This is a genomic window from Candidatus Thiothrix sulfatifontis (assembly GCA_022828425.1).
Classification (GTDB): domain Bacteria; phylum Pseudomonadota; class Gammaproteobacteria; order Thiotrichales; family Thiotrichaceae; genus Thiothrix; species Thiothrix sulfatifontis.
Window position 1 is genome coordinate 2,865,795 of sequence record CP094685.1, and the last position, 15,767, is coordinate 2,881,561.

14 protein-coding genes are annotated in these 15,767 nt (G+C 50.6%); 3 read left to right on the forward strand and 11 right to left on the reverse strand.

Features of this window, described 5'->3' with window-relative positions; genetic code table 11:
• Window positions 1–50: 50 nt before the first annotated feature.
• Both L3K52_14240 and L3K52_14245 read left to right on the forward strand, forming a co-directional pair.
• Window positions 51–1,865, forward strand: a complete 1,815-nt coding sequence (locus tag L3K52_14240; protein ID UOG91346.1) for an alkaline phosphatase D family protein — start codon at window positions 51–53, stop codon at window positions 1,863–1,865.
• A gap of 20 nt (window positions 1,866–1,885) precedes the next feature.
• Window positions 1,886–2,293 (forward strand): DUF4388 domain-containing protein, encoded by a 408-nt coding sequence (locus L3K52_14245; protein ID UOG91347.1) that lies wholly within the window; start codon window positions 1,886–1,888, stop codon window positions 2,291–2,293.
• Window positions 2,294–2,351: 58 nt separating this feature from the next.
• On the opposite strand, the gene L3K52_14250 is transcribed toward L3K52_14245, so the two are convergent.
• The 11 genes from L3K52_14250 to L3K52_14300 form a co-directional block, all read right to left on the reverse strand.
• Window positions 2,352–3,542, reverse strand: coding sequence for a nucleotidyltransferase family protein (locus L3K52_14250; protein ID UOG91348.1), 1,191 nt, complete (start codon window positions 3,540–3,542; stop codon window positions 2,352–2,354).
• Window positions 3,535–4,656 (reverse strand): hypothetical protein, encoded by a 1,122-nt coding sequence (locus L3K52_14255; protein ID UOG91349.1) that lies wholly within the window; start codon window positions 4,654–4,656, stop codon window positions 3,535–3,537. The genes L3K52_14250 and L3K52_14255 overlap by 8 nt, the downstream gene beginning before the upstream one ends.
• A gap of 27 nt (window positions 4,657–4,683) precedes the next feature.
• Window positions 4,684–4,893 (reverse strand): hypothetical protein, encoded by a 210-nt coding sequence (locus L3K52_14260; protein ID UOG91350.1) that lies wholly within the window; start codon window positions 4,891–4,893, stop codon window positions 4,684–4,686.
• 31 nt (window positions 4,894–4,924) lie between these two features.
• Window positions 4,925–5,293, reverse strand: coding sequence for a hypothetical protein (locus tag L3K52_14265; GenBank protein ID UOG91351.1), 369 nt, complete (start codon window positions 5,291–5,293; stop codon window positions 4,925–4,927).
• A 54-nt stretch (window positions 5,294–5,347) separates the two neighbouring features.
• Window positions 5,348–7,981, reverse strand: a complete 2,634-nt coding sequence (locus tag L3K52_14270; GenBank protein ID UOG91352.1) for a lamin tail domain-containing protein — start codon at window positions 7,979–7,981, stop codon at window positions 5,348–5,350.
• An 84-nt stretch (window positions 7,982–8,065) separates the two neighbouring features.
• The gene (locus tag L3K52_14275; GenBank protein ID UOG91353.1) at window positions 8,066–11,281 is read right to left on the reverse strand and encodes an ExeM/NucH family extracellular endonuclease; all 3,216 of its coding nucleotides are present in this window, start codon (window positions 11,279–11,281) and stop codon (window positions 8,066–8,068) included.
• Between the two features lie 166 nt (window positions 11,282–11,447).
• The gene (locus tag L3K52_14280; GenBank protein UOG91354.1) at window positions 11,448–11,738 is read right to left on the reverse strand and encodes a hypothetical protein; all 291 of its coding nucleotides are present in this window, start codon (window positions 11,736–11,738) and stop codon (window positions 11,448–11,450) included.
• 87 nt (window positions 11,739–11,825) lie between these two features.
• A complete protein-coding gene (locus L3K52_14285; protein ID UOG91355.1) occupies window positions 11,826–13,814 on the reverse strand; it encodes a bifunctional 2',3'-cyclic-nucleotide 2'-phosphodiesterase/3'-nucleotidase in 1,989 nt (662 codons plus the stop codon).
• Window positions 13,815–13,912: 98 nt separating this feature from the next.
• The gene (locus tag L3K52_14290) at window positions 13,913–14,359 is read right to left on the reverse strand and encodes a PIN domain-containing protein (GenBank protein UOG91356.1); all 447 of its coding nucleotides are present in this window, start codon (window positions 14,357–14,359) and stop codon (window positions 13,913–13,915) included.
• A complete protein-coding gene (locus L3K52_14295; protein ID UOG91357.1) occupies window positions 14,356–14,583 on the reverse strand; it encodes an AbrB/MazE/SpoVT family DNA-binding domain-containing protein in 228 nt (75 codons plus the stop codon). Before L3K52_14295 ends, L3K52_14290 begins: the two co-directional genes overlap by 4 nt.
• A gap of 156 nt (window positions 14,584–14,739) precedes the next feature.
• On the reverse strand, window positions 14,740–15,297 hold the full coding sequence (locus L3K52_14300; GenBank protein UOG91358.1) for a plasmid pRiA4b ORF-3 family protein: 558 nt from the start codon (window positions 15,295–15,297) through the stop codon (window positions 14,740–14,742).
• A 78-nt stretch (window positions 15,298–15,375) separates the two neighbouring features.
• Between L3K52_14300 and L3K52_14305 the strand changes: the two genes are divergently transcribed.
• The gene (locus tag L3K52_14305) at window positions 15,376–15,615 is read left to right on the forward strand and encodes a hypothetical protein (protein UOG91359.1); all 240 of its coding nucleotides are present in this window, start codon (window positions 15,376–15,378) and stop codon (window positions 15,613–15,615) included.
• Window positions 15,616–15,767 lie beyond the last annotated feature (152 nt).

The window sequence follows — 15,767 nt, forward strand, 5'->3', positions numbered from 1 at the left end:
ACATTCCCACCTCTATCATGGTCGTCATTTGAAACCAGCCGGAGAGTGCCATGCCCCCTATTGATCGCCGTAATTTTATTCGCCACGCCATTTTTGGTTCAAGTGCGCTTGCCAGTGGCTTACTCACGGGTTGCAATAATGATGACAATGACAGCGCAACCACCGCTACGGCTGCCAGCTTTACGCACGGCATTGCCAGCGGTGATCCCTTAGCGGATCGGGTGATCTTGTGGACGCGGGTATTACCCAGTGCCAACGCCACCAGCACCAGCGTCACGTGGGAAGTTGCCAGCGATGCCGCCTTCGCCAATGTCGTCAGCAAAGGTGAAACCAAAACCGACGCTGCCCGTGATTACACTGTTAAAGTCGATGCCACGGGCTTGACTGCTGGCAACACGTATTACTACCGTTTCAAAGCTGACGGCAGCACCTCGCCCGTCGGCAAAACCCGTACCTTGCCGCAAGCCTCGCCGGATGAAGTGAAGCTCGCGGTGTTTTCATGCGCCAATTACCCAGCGGGTTATTTCCACGTTTATGCCGAAGCTGCCAAGCGCGAGGATTTATTCGCCGCCATTCACTTGGGTGACTACATCTACGAATACCCGGCGGGGGCTGATCAGTATGCGTCGGCGGATGCCGCAAAATTGGGGCGTGTTTCCCTGCCCGCCAATGAATTGGTGAAAATCGACGATTACCGCCAGCGTTACGCGCAATACCGCAGCGATAAGGATTTGCAAGCGGTTCACGCCAAACTGCCGTTCATCTGCATCTGGGATGACCACGAAATTGCCAACGATACGTGGAAAGATGGCGCAGAAAATCACACGACTGCGACCGAAGGCGATTTCGCCCTACGCCGCGCCGCTGCCCTGAAAGCCTGGCAGGAATGGTTGCCGGTACGCGAACAAGATGCCAGCAACCCACTGCGGGCTTACCGCTCGTTCGACTTCGGTACATTGCTGAGTTTGCACATGCTCGACACCCGTGCCGGTGGACGCGACAAGCAACTCGATTACGCCACGTACATTGACCCAACCACGGGCGCATTCAATGCCACGACTTTTGCCGCTGATATGGCAGACCCGACCCGCCAATTGCTGGGTGCGGAACAAATGACGTGGTTGCAAAGCCAATTGGCAGCATCCGGCGCAACATGGCAAGTATTGGGGCAACAAATCTTGATGGGTAAAATGTACCTGCCCTCGCCGTTGCTGACCCCAACCCCGCAAAAGCCTACCGTCAGCTTTGCCCAGTATGGGGTACTTGCCGTCGCGTTTATCACCTACCAAACCTTGGTTGCCAGACTGACAGCGGCAGGCACACCTGTTACCCCAGAAAACCTGCTGGCAGCGGGCATGACAACAGCACAACTTACCATCGTCAATGACCCAGTGAATCAAGCCATCATCGCCGCCCCCAGCATTCCTTACAATCTGGATGCGTGGGATGGCTACGCTGTAGCCCGCGAAACGGTGTTCGGTACGGCACGGGCGTTGGACAAAAACGTGGTGGTGTTGAGCGGTGATACCCACAATGCATGGGCGAGCGATTTGCAAGACGTGAGTGGCAATGCCATCGGGGTGGAATTTGCGACACCATCCGTCTCCTCACCCGGTTTGGAAGAATACATTCCCGACACCAAACCAGCGGAACTGGCGGCTGGCGTACAGCAACTAATCCCCACGCTGGCTTACGCGGATACTGCACAACGCGGTTACATGGTGCTCAGCGTGAATGCGACCGAAGCCAAAGCGGACTGGTACTTTGTTTCCAGCGTCAAAACCAGCACTTACACCACCAAGTTGGAAAAAAGCCTGAAAACCACGGTAGCCGGTGCTGGCAAGCGCAAGCTGGTACGCAGTTAATTTGAACTTACGAGTGTTACATGCCAAATCGTGATTACCACCCTTACCTCGTCTTATGGAATGGGTTAATGGATGCGGTTGTCCAGAAATTGTCTGGCACCTTGCTCATTGCGACCCACGACAATGCGTCTTGCCGCTTCGCTCTTGAACAAGGGCGCTTAACGCATTGCACCTTCAGCCGCTTGCATGGGGAAGATGCCTTGATCGCCTTCACGACGATTCAGGGCGGGCGCTATTCCTTCCATCAGCAAACCTACCCGTTCCGCAGCGTCGCGATGGTGGCGCATGAACGGGCGGTGGAACTGCTGGGTTTACCGGCGGAACCTGAGGCCAAACCCTCAGCGCCAGCAGGATTAAAACCCGTGAGCGGTTCGCTGCTTACTAAAGAGGAAATGGAAGCCTTGTTTGGGAAGTTTTATTTTGAGTAAAGCGGTTTAGCGCGTTCACAACACGAAAGCCCTGCAAGTGATTGCAGGGCTTTTTTAATTAGCACTTTAGCTTTCTGCCTGACCTAAGAATTTGCCTGATAATTTCTGGTCTGGATTGATACCAAGCCAAATTAAACAGGCGCTGCTTTATCCAATTCTTATTACTTATTTGTTTCAGAAGATAAGTAAACATTGCCCATATTGCGGTACGCCGCTGTTTTGCAAGCGCGGCCGGATTTGCCAACATCTTGGCCAAAACCTGTTTGATCTGACTCTGCATTCGCTGCGTTGACATCTGCAATGGCACTGGCAAACTCTGCCCAAATAATTCTTGAAGCAACAAAAATTGTAGCTGTGCGTGTGCCGCTTGCTTGCCAAATACCGCAAGCACTTTAGCTTCTAAATCTACTGAAGCGCCAAAACCAGACACCAAAGCCGCTTGTTCTGCTAAATGGCGCATATCCAGCAATGAACTGTCTAAGCAAGCATGGTAATGATGGATCTGGTTATATAACAAGATTTGCCACAGATGCTGGTAATAGAAACATTCGTCATCACGTTCACTCTGTAGAAGCTTGTCAGGAACAAAGCATTCCGCGATAAGTTGAGGGTAGAACGGGGCATAATTAGGAAAACGATGCAATTCCACATACCCATTTAGTGATGGATGGTATAAGGGCGAGAGGTGATGGTGATCAAGTTCTGCGTCAGCTTCGGTATGATCTGCACCCGCCTGAAAAAATCCGGCAGTCAACAGTATTTCCTTGGCTTTTAATACCTGCCCATCCAAAATCAATAAATCAATATCGCTAATAATCCGCTCTTGGTGATCCGGCATTAATCCCATTAAAGCATGAGCCCCTTTTAACAACACAGGGGTAATACCCGCATGGTTCAAAGCTCGGATCACTTGCAACAAAATCTCACGATGAACCGCATTTCTCTCGACATTTGCCTGATGGATAACCTGTAATGCGTCAACAAAATCACTGGGGCAATAGGCTTCAAGCTGTTTCTGCCGAATACGGCTATACAATAGCGGCGCGACTAAGCCACTACTGGCTATCGCGAAGATGTGTTCCCAGCAACAAGCGACCAAATCCACATCTTCTTTTAAATGCAACTGCGTTCTAACCGGGCTAAGTGCTGAAAACACAAACGCCAGATTATTGTGAAAACCGTCGTGGGGTGACTCGATGCCCCGCAAAATGGGCTGAAAAAGCGTAGATACCGCAGTTTTTTCAAGCATGAGCAGGTAACTCTTGACAAATAGTATCCAGTAACAACATGGCATCCTGACTGTTGCTGTAAGTAATTTTATAACCCGGCAGCGGTGCCAGCCACTGCAACAAACGTTGCAGATAAGGTCTAGTCAACGTGTGAGTGAAATAAGGCTCAGCCGCCAACAGATGTTGTAACGTTTGCACTGGGTTGAGCGCCACTAACGTTGGGACGGCTGCATCCTGATTAAACTCAGGCACAACCATGACTTGTACGGAATAACGCGAACCCGCTTGACACACCAGTGCGGCAGGCAAAGAAAGGTGTTTCATCCATATCCCGTCGGGACGCTGCACCGCAGGCAATCTCTCCAACTCTGGATATAACAACCCGACCACATCCCAAGCACCTGCCTTAATTTTCAATGGCTGATTAATGGCGGTGACAGTACCATCATGATTGAGCGGTACGATGTCATCATTAATCAACTGGGCATTATGCGCTAACAACGTGGCGGTCAATGTGGTTTTGCCCCTACCCGCTTGAGCTGGCATAAGTAAGGTATTTTCTCGATAAGCAACAGCGGCAGCGTGAAACACCAACAAACGTGGTTCTTCATGAGTGGCCAATTCACCAATTTCATAACATAAGACAATCAGTGCTTGGTCTTTTGATAGATGTTCATGTTTCAACGTTTGGTTTACAAACAGTTGGTAAGTATTCTGAGGTTCTTGAAACACGATAGTTAGGCTGGCTGCCACGCTATTATGTGATTCTGCCAGCAAACAAGCCCGATACACATACGCAATATATTCATGGATTGCCAAATAATTAGTATAAACAGCTACCGGCTCTTGGGCAGGCTGAATCCATTGGCAGTAACAGGCCGTAGGATGAGGCGGAGCTGATAACTGATCCAACAACCCCTGTGCTTGCCACTGAGTTTGCAATTGGTTGAGCTTGGCTAAGCACTCAGCCTGTTCATGCTGCGCGGCGATTTGCGTGCAAATGTCCACCACACTAATACCCGAACGTAATGCCTGCCACACTAGCAGCGCTTCGGTATCAGGCACGTGCAGCAACCCATCTTCCTGACGAAAGATGAGTTGTGTCCCTGAGTAATCTAATACTTGAACAGACATTGTGTGAATAAATATTCGTAATCAAGATTAAGGCCAGCCACCACCACTACCACCAGGTCCAGGAGGTGGCTCACCAATCTCTGAAGCAGCACTACGTTTGCTTGCCGTCATCAGCGTTACTGTGGTCACTGATGCAAACGCAGAGTATTTACCTAACTTTTTGAGAAACTCACGGCGCTCCGACTCGTTAGGTGCAGATGGCTGCCCCACGGGATGTTGCGTATTTTCTTCGATCATAACTAATATCCTACTGGTATAAAAACAAGGGTTAATAAGCTTCTTGGGGAGCAGTCAACATCATGCCGCGCGGCGGTGGCCCCCCTAAATTACCTTCGCTACGTTGCTCTGGCGGCAAGTAAGGAATGTCCGCAGTAAATGGTTCGGCGACACCTTGGTCTTGCTGTCTAGCTGCGGCTACTTGCCCAACCGCTGGCGAAACATTACCCTCGGTAAGTTGCTCCTCAACGTTGCGCTCAGTGCTGAGCGGTGAAACTGGTGAACTGAATGGCTGCTGTTCCACAACTGGAACAGTGGCGACTACGGGTTGTTCTTGCGTCGTTGGGGTCACAGCATCGCTGAACATCCAAACCAAACCAGCCAGAAATGCCAACGCAAATAAAACACTGTATTTCATCATAACAATACCTCGCCCTATCCCATCAAGATGAAATAGGGTTTTCAAGAACAAGCGTTAAGGATTTGCAATGGACAAGGTTGTACCATTAGCGAAGCTTGATTTGGTTTTGACCCAAATGGCTTCCCATGGCTGAATAGAACCACTGCTCAACGGTGTCCCGTAAACATAATTACTGACACCAGAACCATTAGGCCCCCGGATAAATGTTCCGTACAACACACTAGCCGTTTCCGCAGCAGCCGGTGTACGGTAAACACTGCCGCTTTTGATCAGAATATCCACCCACTCGATGGCTTGAGCAAACGGGTTGCTCACTGCATTTTCCCCATTGCGATAACCAGTGACGTGCAGCGGCACATCAACGCGGCAAACTTCGTTGACACTGACAGGCGTCCCTTGCATGGTCACATTGACAGCACCGTTAAGGGTTAGTATCCAATACGCTTTACCGGGTGTCATGCCAGATGTTTTTGTCAGTTTGGTGTATTGCTGAAGGGTGTTATCCACTTCATACACCACCCAACGACTACCGTATGGCACAGCATTTAACTCATCGAAAATTTGACTTACCTGATTAGTACTACCCGGATTCAATGGCAAGCCGAACATCGTCCATTTGTTATTGGGAAGTGCGAAAACACCGGATGTGGTCGATGCAGTGCTACCCCCATTACAGGATTGCGCCTCACCGATAGCAATACTGTCTAAACGCCCTTTGCGATGCCCCTCTGCCAAATCTTTAGCAGCCTTGCTATCACCGTAGAACACCACATCCCCGGAATCACTCAAGATACCAAGAGTTGCACTAGCATCCATAAGATTATCCGGCACATCCAATAAACCTTCTGGTGATGCTGCCATGCCCCCCAACAAACCAGTTAGGTCAGCACTCCGCAATGATAAGTTTTTGGCTGCACCTTCTGGGGTCACGCTGCCATCCCAAGTGTATAAGCGAAAATCTTTCGGGGCTGTGCCTGTCGCTGAATCCGGTGGTCCGGCCAAAATCACGTACTGCCCGGCATTATTGCGTTGGATTTCACGGATTCCTCGCCCATCCAAATCCAAGCGAATGGGTGCGCCGAATGTTGCCATACCCGCCGTGCCGCCAGCACTGCTGGTCGCTAATGCATTCATATTGGTAACTGGAATCAACAACGCATGGGTACGCCCGGCACTAGAACCAGCCGTAACCGCAGCTTCTCCGGGTGCGGCAACCAGCGGCGCACGAAACCCTAACCACGCGGTAGTGTTGTCAGACGCGAAAGTCAAACCTTCCATCGAAAAACCATTCAGGTTAGCAGACTCGGGCGCAAGGTTTAAAACCGTACTTGCCACCAAACCTAAGTAGTTCGCTCCTAAACCATGCCCGTTTGCTTGATCCCAAGCCAATAAGTCAGTGCGCAAATGTTTGTAATAACCCGCCAAACTGGTGGTTAAACCACTGCCTGAACCACTCAAATCCGTCGCAAAGACACGCCAACGGTCAGGGCGAATCTTGCCACTTTTATTATTACTGTGTGATCCCAGCCAGAAAACACGGTTGCCGATCTTGGCTCCGGCTTCCAAATCACTTTCACCATCACATTTTGAACCACTAACACCTTCACAGTTGTCACCAGCCCCTGTGCCTAACTGCGCATTAGACAAAGGAAAGCTCACCAGCGGCGGACCAGAACGGTTAGTGGCATAAGCCAACAACAGATTGCTAGGTTCATCATCCGCTACCAAAGCAGTATTCGCATCGACACGCACGATACTCGACAAGTCAGAACGGCCACTGAGCCAGCGCGTTGCAGCATTCGCGGTGGTTGAATTGCTCGCCGCGTACTGGAGGTTAAGATTGGTAATATTCGTGCCGTTGCTCACTGCCACCGTTATTGTCGTGTAACCGATACTGAGCGGCGTGACCGTTAAAGTCACTGTACCGTTGTTATTAACGGCAGCTGCTGTCGCCACCGCAGGGTTGCTGCTGGTGGTATTCACCGTCAAACTGGCTGCCGGTGTGCCGGTATCCGCGACGGTGAACACTAACCCTGTCGATGAATAGTAATCGCTGGCATCACCCACCACCCCGGAAATCGCTTGTCCTTCACTGACACCACTCACTTCTGGATAAGTACCAACCACAGGTGCGCCCGTAATTTGACCCGGCGAACCAATATCGGAGCCAGTAGACTTGCTGCCGTGAGCATCATTGACTGCACTTGATGTGGCAGCGGTATTATTGGCGTTCCAACGAAAACTAACACCGCTAGTTGCAGCACCAAAGGATTGGCGGGTTTGTTCCACGCCACTGCTGTTAAACACCGCAACAGCATCGCCACTGGCACCAAGACCGACACCGGAGCCACTGTAGTTACCTACTCTTACCCCACTGAACGTACCGCTCCAAACTGATTGAAATGCAGTCACTTTGCTACTATCGCCTTCCACAAAAACGGCTGATTCACCCGCTGCAATGCTGTCAATACCATTCAACGCCACTGCCTTTGCCAAATCGAAACTGCTATCGTCCATCTTAAAACCTGTCAGACTCACGGCTGAAGCCCCGGTATTGGTTAATTCAAACCAGTCTACGGTAGCACTGCTGCTCGGCATCGCTTCAGTAATCACCAAATCTGCCGTCGCCTGAGCGGAATACAGCAAGCCACTCAAGGCTAATACAATCCCCGTATTAATCTTTTTCATAAAAGCTACCCTATCAAGTAACGTTGTCCCTACCTGCCATCATGTAGGTCAATAGGTAGGGACAACAAAAGTTTTGCAGATAAATTAAGGTGAAGGCATTGCCAATGCAGTCCCTGTAACAAAACCAGGCTTAGTTTTTACCCAGATGGCTTCCCATGCCTGAATTAAACCGCTGCTCTGCGACCCGCCGTAGGTATAACCGCCAGTACCAGAGGTACCTGTACCGCTTGGCCCTTTGATGAAGGTCCCGTAGAGGATATTGTCGGTATTGGCGTTTGTCGGAGTACGATAAACACTGCCGGTCTTGACCAGAATATCGCTCCACTCGATCGCCTGTGCGTAAGGGTTGCCGACTGCATTTTCCCCGTTACTGTAACCCGTCGCATGAAGCGGCACATCGAAACGGCACTGGCTATCGGGGCTTACCGAAATACCCTGCATGGTCACATTAACAGCCCCATTCAGGGTTAGAATCCAGTAGGCTTTACCAACCGTCATCGTGGAAGTTTTTGCCAGTTTGGTGTATTTCTGACTGGTGTTATCAACCTCGTAAACCACCCAGCGACTGCCGTATGGCACAGCATTCAATTCATCGAAAATTTGCTGCACTTGGTTATTAGCACCCGGATTAAGCGGCAAACCAAACATTGTCCACTTATTGTTAGCCACGGCTAAAGTCGGTGACGTTTCAACTGTCGATGAAGCACTACACGCCAAGTTCAACCCTACTAGCACCGGGTCATGGTCAGATGAACGGAAAGCACTAGCATTGTAGTAAGACGTATCCTGCGCAGCTTTTTTAAAGGTCATGTCATAATCAAAACCCACCGGCTCGTCTGCGTTGATGTGCCAAGTGGCAGAACCTGCAACCTTTGCCGCGAGTGATGGGCTGGCAAAAGCATAATCCAAGGTTCCCCATTCCCCATCAAAGACATAAGAACTGGAATGGCTGCTGGCTAAATCGACGTAGCCTGCGGCTTTGACCACATCAATCGGGTCTTCTTTGGCATACGCATTGAAATCGCCTAGTAACAGAATCCGTTGATTAGGCGCACTCGCCAATTGAGTCATCAGGGTTTGCACCGCTGTTTTACGGGTCAGGTTACAATTCCCTTGACCATCGCCGGTATCCGGGTCGGTGTCACAAGCGGAACCTTTGGATTTAAAATGATTAACCACCACAGTAAAGGCTTGCGCACTCGTACCGCCCACTGGCTTGAACGTCTGTATTAGGCTTGGACGATTCTTGTCATCGTTATAATCAACGATAGAGTAATTGCCCACGGGTTCAACCTTGGCAGGTTTGTAGATCAGGGCTTGCTTGATGGCATCCGTCCCAATGACACCTGTGCTGATGTAAGCATAAGTACCCGCACCGATAGCCGTATTTAAGTTATTCACTAACGTTTGCAGGGCGGTGTCGCTGCTGTTGTTTTCGATTTCGATCAAACCAACGATGTCGGCATTGATGCCCTTCAAGGCATTCATCAACTTGGTATTTTGACGATCGAACTCAGCCGCATCATCAGCACCTCGACATTCCACGTTTGCCGCAGGGCCACACACATTCCCAGCCGAGGTCAGCGTAGTGAAATAATTCAGCACGTTATAACCCGTTACCTTGATGTCGCCCCCCACAGTCGGAGGTGTTGTTTCACGAGGGTTAGCCGCCGCAAAGCTGACATTGCTAGTCGGGATAATCCGGTAGATATTTTGGTGTGTGGTCAGAAAGTTAGAAGCATAATGCACAACGCCAGTAAGATTGCTGGTGGTGTAACCGCTGCGGATAGGGTTATCGTAAGTCAGCACGCCAAAACCGGGGTATTGAACAGGGTCAGGATTCTGGTAAGTGTAACTGTCATCCCGTATGCCATCATCCAGAATAACGCGGGCAAGATCATTCGCCGTTGCCTGTGTATTCGCAGCACTACCCGGTTCAGCAACCTGTGTAGGACTAGGCTGTTTACCGGGAGATGACAGCGTAACTTGCCCCAAACGTGCCAACCAATAAGTCTCAGTCACGGTCAACGTTTGCGGGAAGCTAACCAGCATTCCTTCGTGTTTTTCCAAATCGCTGGTTGCAGTGAAAGGCAGACTTACGGCAGCAGGTGTGACACTGCCTGTTCCGCAAACAGCGTAATCTGTAACCGTTTTCAGTTCTGTCAGGTCGAAATATTCGCTAACTGTACCCTTAACCGCAACAATATCGCCAACACTTGGGGTATAGCTGCTGTCAAAGACAAAGATACCTTCCGAAGTAGCGCTATTGCCGTCCTGATCGCCATCTTCTTCCTGAACCATGTAACCACTGAGACTTGGCAACACCTTGGTGACGACACCCTGAATGGTGACAACCTGATTATTGAGTGGGGATGCAGAACCAGCGCCTTGAACTTCACTAATCTTTTTATCCGCAGTCCCACATGCACCCGTAGAAGGTGCTGCTACCGTAATGGTTACTGTGTCCGCCGCTGACGTGTTTCCTTCGTTGTCGGTAACTGTCAGGGAGAAAGTCAGTGCCCCGCTGATGCCCGTTGAATCAAAGGTTGGTTGCGCCACATTGCTTGCACTCAACGTTACTGCGGTTCCCGCTGTTTGTGTCCACGCATAGCTGGCAATCGTGCCATTGGGGTCGGAGCTGGCGGAACCATCTAACGTTACTGTCGCTCCAGCAGTTATGCCAGACTGGTCAGCACCAGCATTCGCTGTCGGAGTACCCGTTGGAACACTAACTACCGTATGGCTACCAAGCCCAGAAGATGTATCTTGTGCATAACCGTCCCATTCCGCCGCCGGATCGAAGGCATTACTTGAATCAACATCACCAGCAGTGATAGAACTTTTACGGCGCAGCGTCATATTTAACGTTGATACACTACCGCTAATCCAAGCGGTGCCGGGATCTTCCCCGACCTTACCAAACGAATCTACTACAGTAGTGCCATTTTTCTTCAAAACAAGCGCATCATCGCCATTGAAAGCCGTAACGCCGCTGTTAATTATATTCGCTAAACCTTTGATAGTAGTGCTTGCACTGCCATTAGCAATTACATAAGTGGCTTTGCTACCTAAAGTGCCGGAAAGAGTCATGGAACTGCCAGAGGTAGCATTTCCGTTTGAGTACAGCTCTATCTTGTATAAAGACAAATCAACAGGATTACTGTCTGGGTTGTAAATTTCTATAGCCTTGTTGTTACTAGAACCTTCAAGGTATTCGGAAAAAAACAATTCAGCCAACGCAGGCTTGGCAACAAACAACGACCCCAAAGCCGATAAATAGATTAAATGCTTGGCATTCATGAATCACCCCAAAAAATTTGTGAATAAATTAATTCAAGAACAGATGCCATTTATAATTACATAATAAGTAATATCTATTTATTAAGATTATATTATTTTTTTATGTAAAAAACCCTGTAAGCGAGTACAGGGCTTTCGGTTATGCTTAATTTGTATCTAGCCTTTCTTAATCACCGCCATCACCCCAGCCAATATCGCCCCCGTTATCACCACCACCGTGGCGCGGTTTTACCCAGTCCATATACCCGCACATCTCGCAGCGATGCTCCTCTCTGCGGGTAATCGCGTTGACAGCGCCCGTCGGCTGGTATGCGCCTTGCGTCTTACACGCCGGGCAACGTGACCGCGAGCGCCATCGGTACACTTTCCAGAGTAAAATGAGCGCTATTAACCCCCCAGTAAACGCGATATTGAACACCGCCAAGCCATCGCCCATAAACCAAGATAAAATATCCATGTTTCACCCTCACAAAAACTGCCATGTTAAACACGGCAGTTGGGTGACAACAGGTTTTGATGGCTAGGCGGTCGCTCAAAAAAGGGCTTACTTGCTCAAGTCGATGCTGTAAGTACAGTCACCGTTCTCGTCTTTCGCCGCACTGGTTTGGGTCACATTGGCAATGCCATCAGCCGTCGCTACTGCCAGCTTGTCGCAAGCCGATTTGAACGTGACCGCGCCGCCGGTCAGTGTCGGGGCAAAACGCCAGTTCTTATCCGCACCGCTATTCGCTTTGGTCAGGGTTTTGGTGGTTTTGATGTATTCCACAATCATGTCGCGGTTGGTATCCGGTGATTCAAAAATCGTTTGGCTACCATTCAAACCGGCAAACCCACCGCCGCCCGAAGCACGGTAATTGTTGGTTGCCACGATGAATTCCTGCGCATCCGTCACTGGCACGCCTTGGTAACTCAGGTTCTTGATGCGGCTGCCCACGGCGGCGGCAACATCAATCTCATACGTCACGCCATCTATCACGTCAAAGTTGTAGGACGGGAAAGTGGTATCAATCAGCTCCTGAGCCTCGGCCTTGGTCGGGTCAATGGTCTTGAAATATTGCGCGGATTTTTCCAGCCAAGCTTTAACCGCTTTACCGTCAATTTTTACCGCTTGCACGGTATTCGGGTAAAGATACAAATCGGCGACGTTCTTGATTGCCACCCCACCCGCAGGAATATCGGTGTAACCCGACCCCCGGAAATTCATCTTAAACGGTGCTGCGGCTGACAACACCGGCAAACTGGCGTATTGCGGCAAATTGGCTTTCACGTAGTCATTGACGTAACGGGTTTGCGCCTTATTGATCAGCTCCAGCGCGGTGGTATCCCCCACATGCGAGAAGAAGCTGGCAATCGGCATTTCACTCGTGCCAATCGGGGTGCTGACGTAAGTGACGGTGGCGTCGTGTTCCGCTTGCACCAGTGTTTTCACCTGTGGATCGGGTGCGACGTAGCCGGTGGTTGTGCCTGCGGCATCCTTAATCGCAATCGGGCGGATTTCGCTTTTGGAACTGGCAACAGACCATTTGCCGTCTTTTTGCTCCAGCTCCAGCGTGATCACGCCCAAATGGTTGCCCCAGAAACCGGGCATCACCGCAGGTACACCATTCACTTTGCCGGTTTTGTTATCCACTTTCGGAATATCGGCGTAGGCTTTGCCATCCGGGAAAAAGCTGTGGGAATGCCCCATGATCATGGCATGAATGCCGGGTACTTCTGCCACGTAGTTACCGGCGCTTTCCAAGTCTGCCGAGTACGGTTGTTTGGTCATGCCGCCGTGGTTGAGCGCAACGATGATGTCAGCACCCTTGGCTTTGAGTTCTGCCACGGCTTTGGTCGCGCCTTCTTTGATGCCTTCGGTGATGACTTTGCCATCCAGATGGCGCTTATCCCACAAGACGATTTGCGGTGGGGTAACGCCGAAAACACCGATCTTAAGCGGTTTGCCGTCGATGGTTTTTTCGACGATGGTGGTTGCAGGGTAACGTGGCTTTTTGTCATCGGCATTCAGCACATTGGCAACCACGATGGGGAAATTAGCGCCCGTGCAGCCGTTCTTGCCGGTCACTTGATCCAGCCAAGGCAGACCGTAGTTGAATTCGTGGTTGCCGTAAGCCATTGCATCGTAACGCAAGTAGTTCATCACTTTGATTTGAGCAGCGGTTTCGCCGCACGTCACGGGCTTGACTGCCGCTTGATAATCCGACATTGCCGTGCCTTGCAGAGTGTCGCCATTGTCCAGCAGGATGCTGTTGGGGTATTGCGCCCGTGCTTGTTGGATCAGGGCGGCGGTGCGTTCCAGACCAATGGTCTTGTCTTCGGTGGTTTTGTAGTAGTCGTAAGACAGGATATTGGTGTGGACGTCGGTGGTAGCGAGGATAGCGAGGGTGGCTTTCGCCGCACTGGTGGTGTTAGTCGTATCGCTCGTGGTGGCGGCTTCATCATTGTTGTTGCAGCCGGAAACCAGCAGGACACTGGCAGATAAGGCTAAAAGAATACTCAATGACCAAGGTCTGTGGACGTTTTTCAGCTTCATGGGGCGCTCCGTGGGAAACGTTGAGAATCCGGTGCATGGTGCTGACTGAAGCGTTACAGGGGTGCGAATGTTTGGTGATGTTTTTGTGATAATGTGTACTACATCAGTAGCTGATAGTCGCCCTTGTCTTCGTGAATCTTGGTCTGCTTATAAGGCAACGCCAACTGTTGGCACTGGACTGTTTCAAATTCCGGGTCTTTGTGTACCAGCGTCGCACCGTGCAGCAAGGCACTGGCAGCAATCCACGCATCTGCCAGTGACACCCGGCAAGTGGCTTTCAGTTGAGCCGCCTTTTCGAGCAGTTCCGTCGATTCGTGAACCCATTCGATGGGCAGGGATTTGCACTGTTCATACGCCAGCCGTCCCGCTTGCTCGTTCTCATCCTTCCAGACACGGTAGAGAATTTCCATCTGGCTCATGAAACAGGCAAAGCATTTAGCCTGCCCATTTTCGCGCTGCTGAAGAATATCGCTGACGGTATCCGCACCCTCTTCTTCATCCCACAAAGCAAGCAATGCAGAGGTATCCAGCAGGTAACGCTTCATTCCCGCTCCTTGTCGAAAGCACGTTCTGCCAACAAGCGCTCAACTGATCCCTTCCGTTTGCTACCGCCCCGGAAAGCGTCGATAGGATTTTCCCGCACAGGAATGACACGGATGGTGTTGTTTTCGATCACCCATTCGAGACGGTCAGTCGCGGATAGGTGGAAAAAACGCCGAACTTCGGCGGGAATGACGGTTTGTCCACGGGAGGTGATGGTGCTGCGCATAGCGGCACTCCTTGAATTACTTAATTATAAAAATGGTAATTCAAACATTGCGGTAATACAAGCATCAATGCCGCCACATTTCATTGCGATACCAAACGTATTTCAGGCGGAGGTACATCTAATGGTCATGGGGATGCGTTGGCCTTGCATGTCGGGTTATTCCTCTACATCCACATCCTCGTCATCATCCCACATCGGGTACTGCTTCGGGTTTTCCCCTTCTGCTCCAACCACTCGCGGATACTCCACACCCTCCGCCGCAAACTGCTGCTTACGATTGGTTTTTCTGATTTTGAAACGCCAGCTATCACCGTAATCGAACAGGTAAAACAGGAAGTTGCCTGTGGGTAAAGGAAAAACCTGATTCAGCGGTGTACCCAGCGGCTCTTCGCGTATCCACGGCTCCTTGATCCAGGGCGCTGTACCGTATTCCTTGTCGGGAAAATGCTCCTGCCAGAATGCCCGGTTGTCCTCTTCGGTTGTGCCTTCGCAGGTGAACTGACGTGCTTTTTTCGAGCGGGATTTTTTGGCAACGTAGAATTCGTACAGATGGTCATCGTCAAAATCGACTTCCTGCTGGATGAAATTGTGCAACATATTCAATGTCGTGTCGGCGTTAAACTCGACAGTGCGTTTCCAGACAATGGGGAAAGAGGCATCACTACGGAATACACCATCTTCAAGCTCAATCAGTAACGTATAAATTTCATTCATGCGGATAATCTTCCCATACAATAGTTGTGATTCAAGCCGTTCATCGTAAACCATCATGGTATTTTGATCACATATGTTATGGAGCAATTGCTTGCCAACCTGACCCCCAAACGCTGGGAACTGGTTAACCGGCTGGCAAAAGAAGGGATGCTTTCCATCAAAAAACTGGCTGAATTGCTCAAGCGTGACTACAGCAATGTCCACAGTGATGTGCAGCGTTTGCGGGAAAATGGCTTGATTGAACTCAGTGACGAAGGCAGTGTTTTTGTGCCTTGGGATGATTTGGACATCAAGCTGCATCTCAAGCGTGCCGCTTAATACCAAAACGGCGGCAGGGGCGCTGCCCCTGCACCCCGAAGAATGGCGCGGTCTGCTCCACCAAACGCCGGGGCTGCTCCGACACGCCCCTGCATTTGGCTACGCTGCCCGCGCCACAAGAGCCGCCTCCGGCAGCCTATTGCGGCTAAAGC

What these genes read in the sequence shown, in the direction of transcription:
- L3K52_14265 (UOG91351.1), bottom strand. Translation starts at nt 5,293, where the DNA reads ATGATGAAATACAGTGTTTTATTTGCGTTGGCATTTCTGGCTGGTTTG.
- L3K52_14305 (UOG91359.1), top strand. Translation starts at nt 15,376, where the DNA reads ATGGAGCAATTGCTTGCCAACCTGACCCCCAAACGCTGGGAACTGGTT.
- L3K52_14295 (UOG91357.1), bottom strand. Translation starts at nt 14,583, where the DNA reads ATGCGCAGCACCATCACCTCCCGTGGACAAACCGTCATTCCCGCCGAA.
- L3K52_14250 (UOG91348.1), bottom strand. Translation starts at nt 3,542, where the DNA reads ATGCTTGAAAAAACTGCGGTATCTACGCTTTTTCAGCCCATTTTGCGG.
- L3K52_14270 (UOG91352.1), bottom strand. Translation starts at nt 7,981, where the DNA reads ATGAAAAAGATTAATACGGGGATTGTATTAGCCTTGAGTGGCTTGCTG.
- L3K52_14275 (UOG91353.1), bottom strand. Translation starts at nt 11,281, where the DNA reads ATGAATGCCAAGCATTTAATCTATTTATCGGCTTTGGGGTCGTTGTTT.
- L3K52_14300 (UOG91358.1), bottom strand. Translation starts at nt 15,297, where the DNA reads ATGAATGAAATTTATACGTTACTGATTGAGCTTGAAGATGGTGTATTC.
- L3K52_14280 (UOG91354.1), bottom strand. Translation starts at nt 11,738, where the DNA reads ATGGATATTTTATCTTGGTTTATGGGCGATGGCTTGGCGGTGTTCAAT.
- L3K52_14255 (UOG91349.1), bottom strand. Translation starts at nt 4,656, where the DNA reads ATGTCTGTTCAAGTATTAGATTACTCAGGGACACAACTCATCTTTCGT.
- L3K52_14290 (UOG91356.1), bottom strand. Translation starts at nt 14,359, where the DNA reads ATGAAGCGTTACCTGCTGGATACCTCTGCATTGCTTGCTTTGTGGGAT.
- L3K52_14260 (UOG91350.1), bottom strand. Translation starts at nt 4,893, where the DNA reads ATGATCGAAGAAAATACGCAACATCCCGTGGGGCAGCCATCTGCACCT.
- L3K52_14245 (UOG91347.1), top strand. Translation starts at nt 1,886, where the DNA reads ATGCCAAATCGTGATTACCACCCTTACCTCGTCTTATGGAATGGGTTA.
- L3K52_14240 (UOG91346.1), top strand. Translation starts at nt 51, where the DNA reads ATGCCCCCTATTGATCGCCGTAATTTTATTCGCCACGCCATTTTTGGT.
- L3K52_14285 (UOG91355.1), bottom strand. Translation starts at nt 13,814, where the DNA reads ATGAAGCTGAAAAACGTCCACAGACCTTGGTCATTGAGTATTCTTTTA.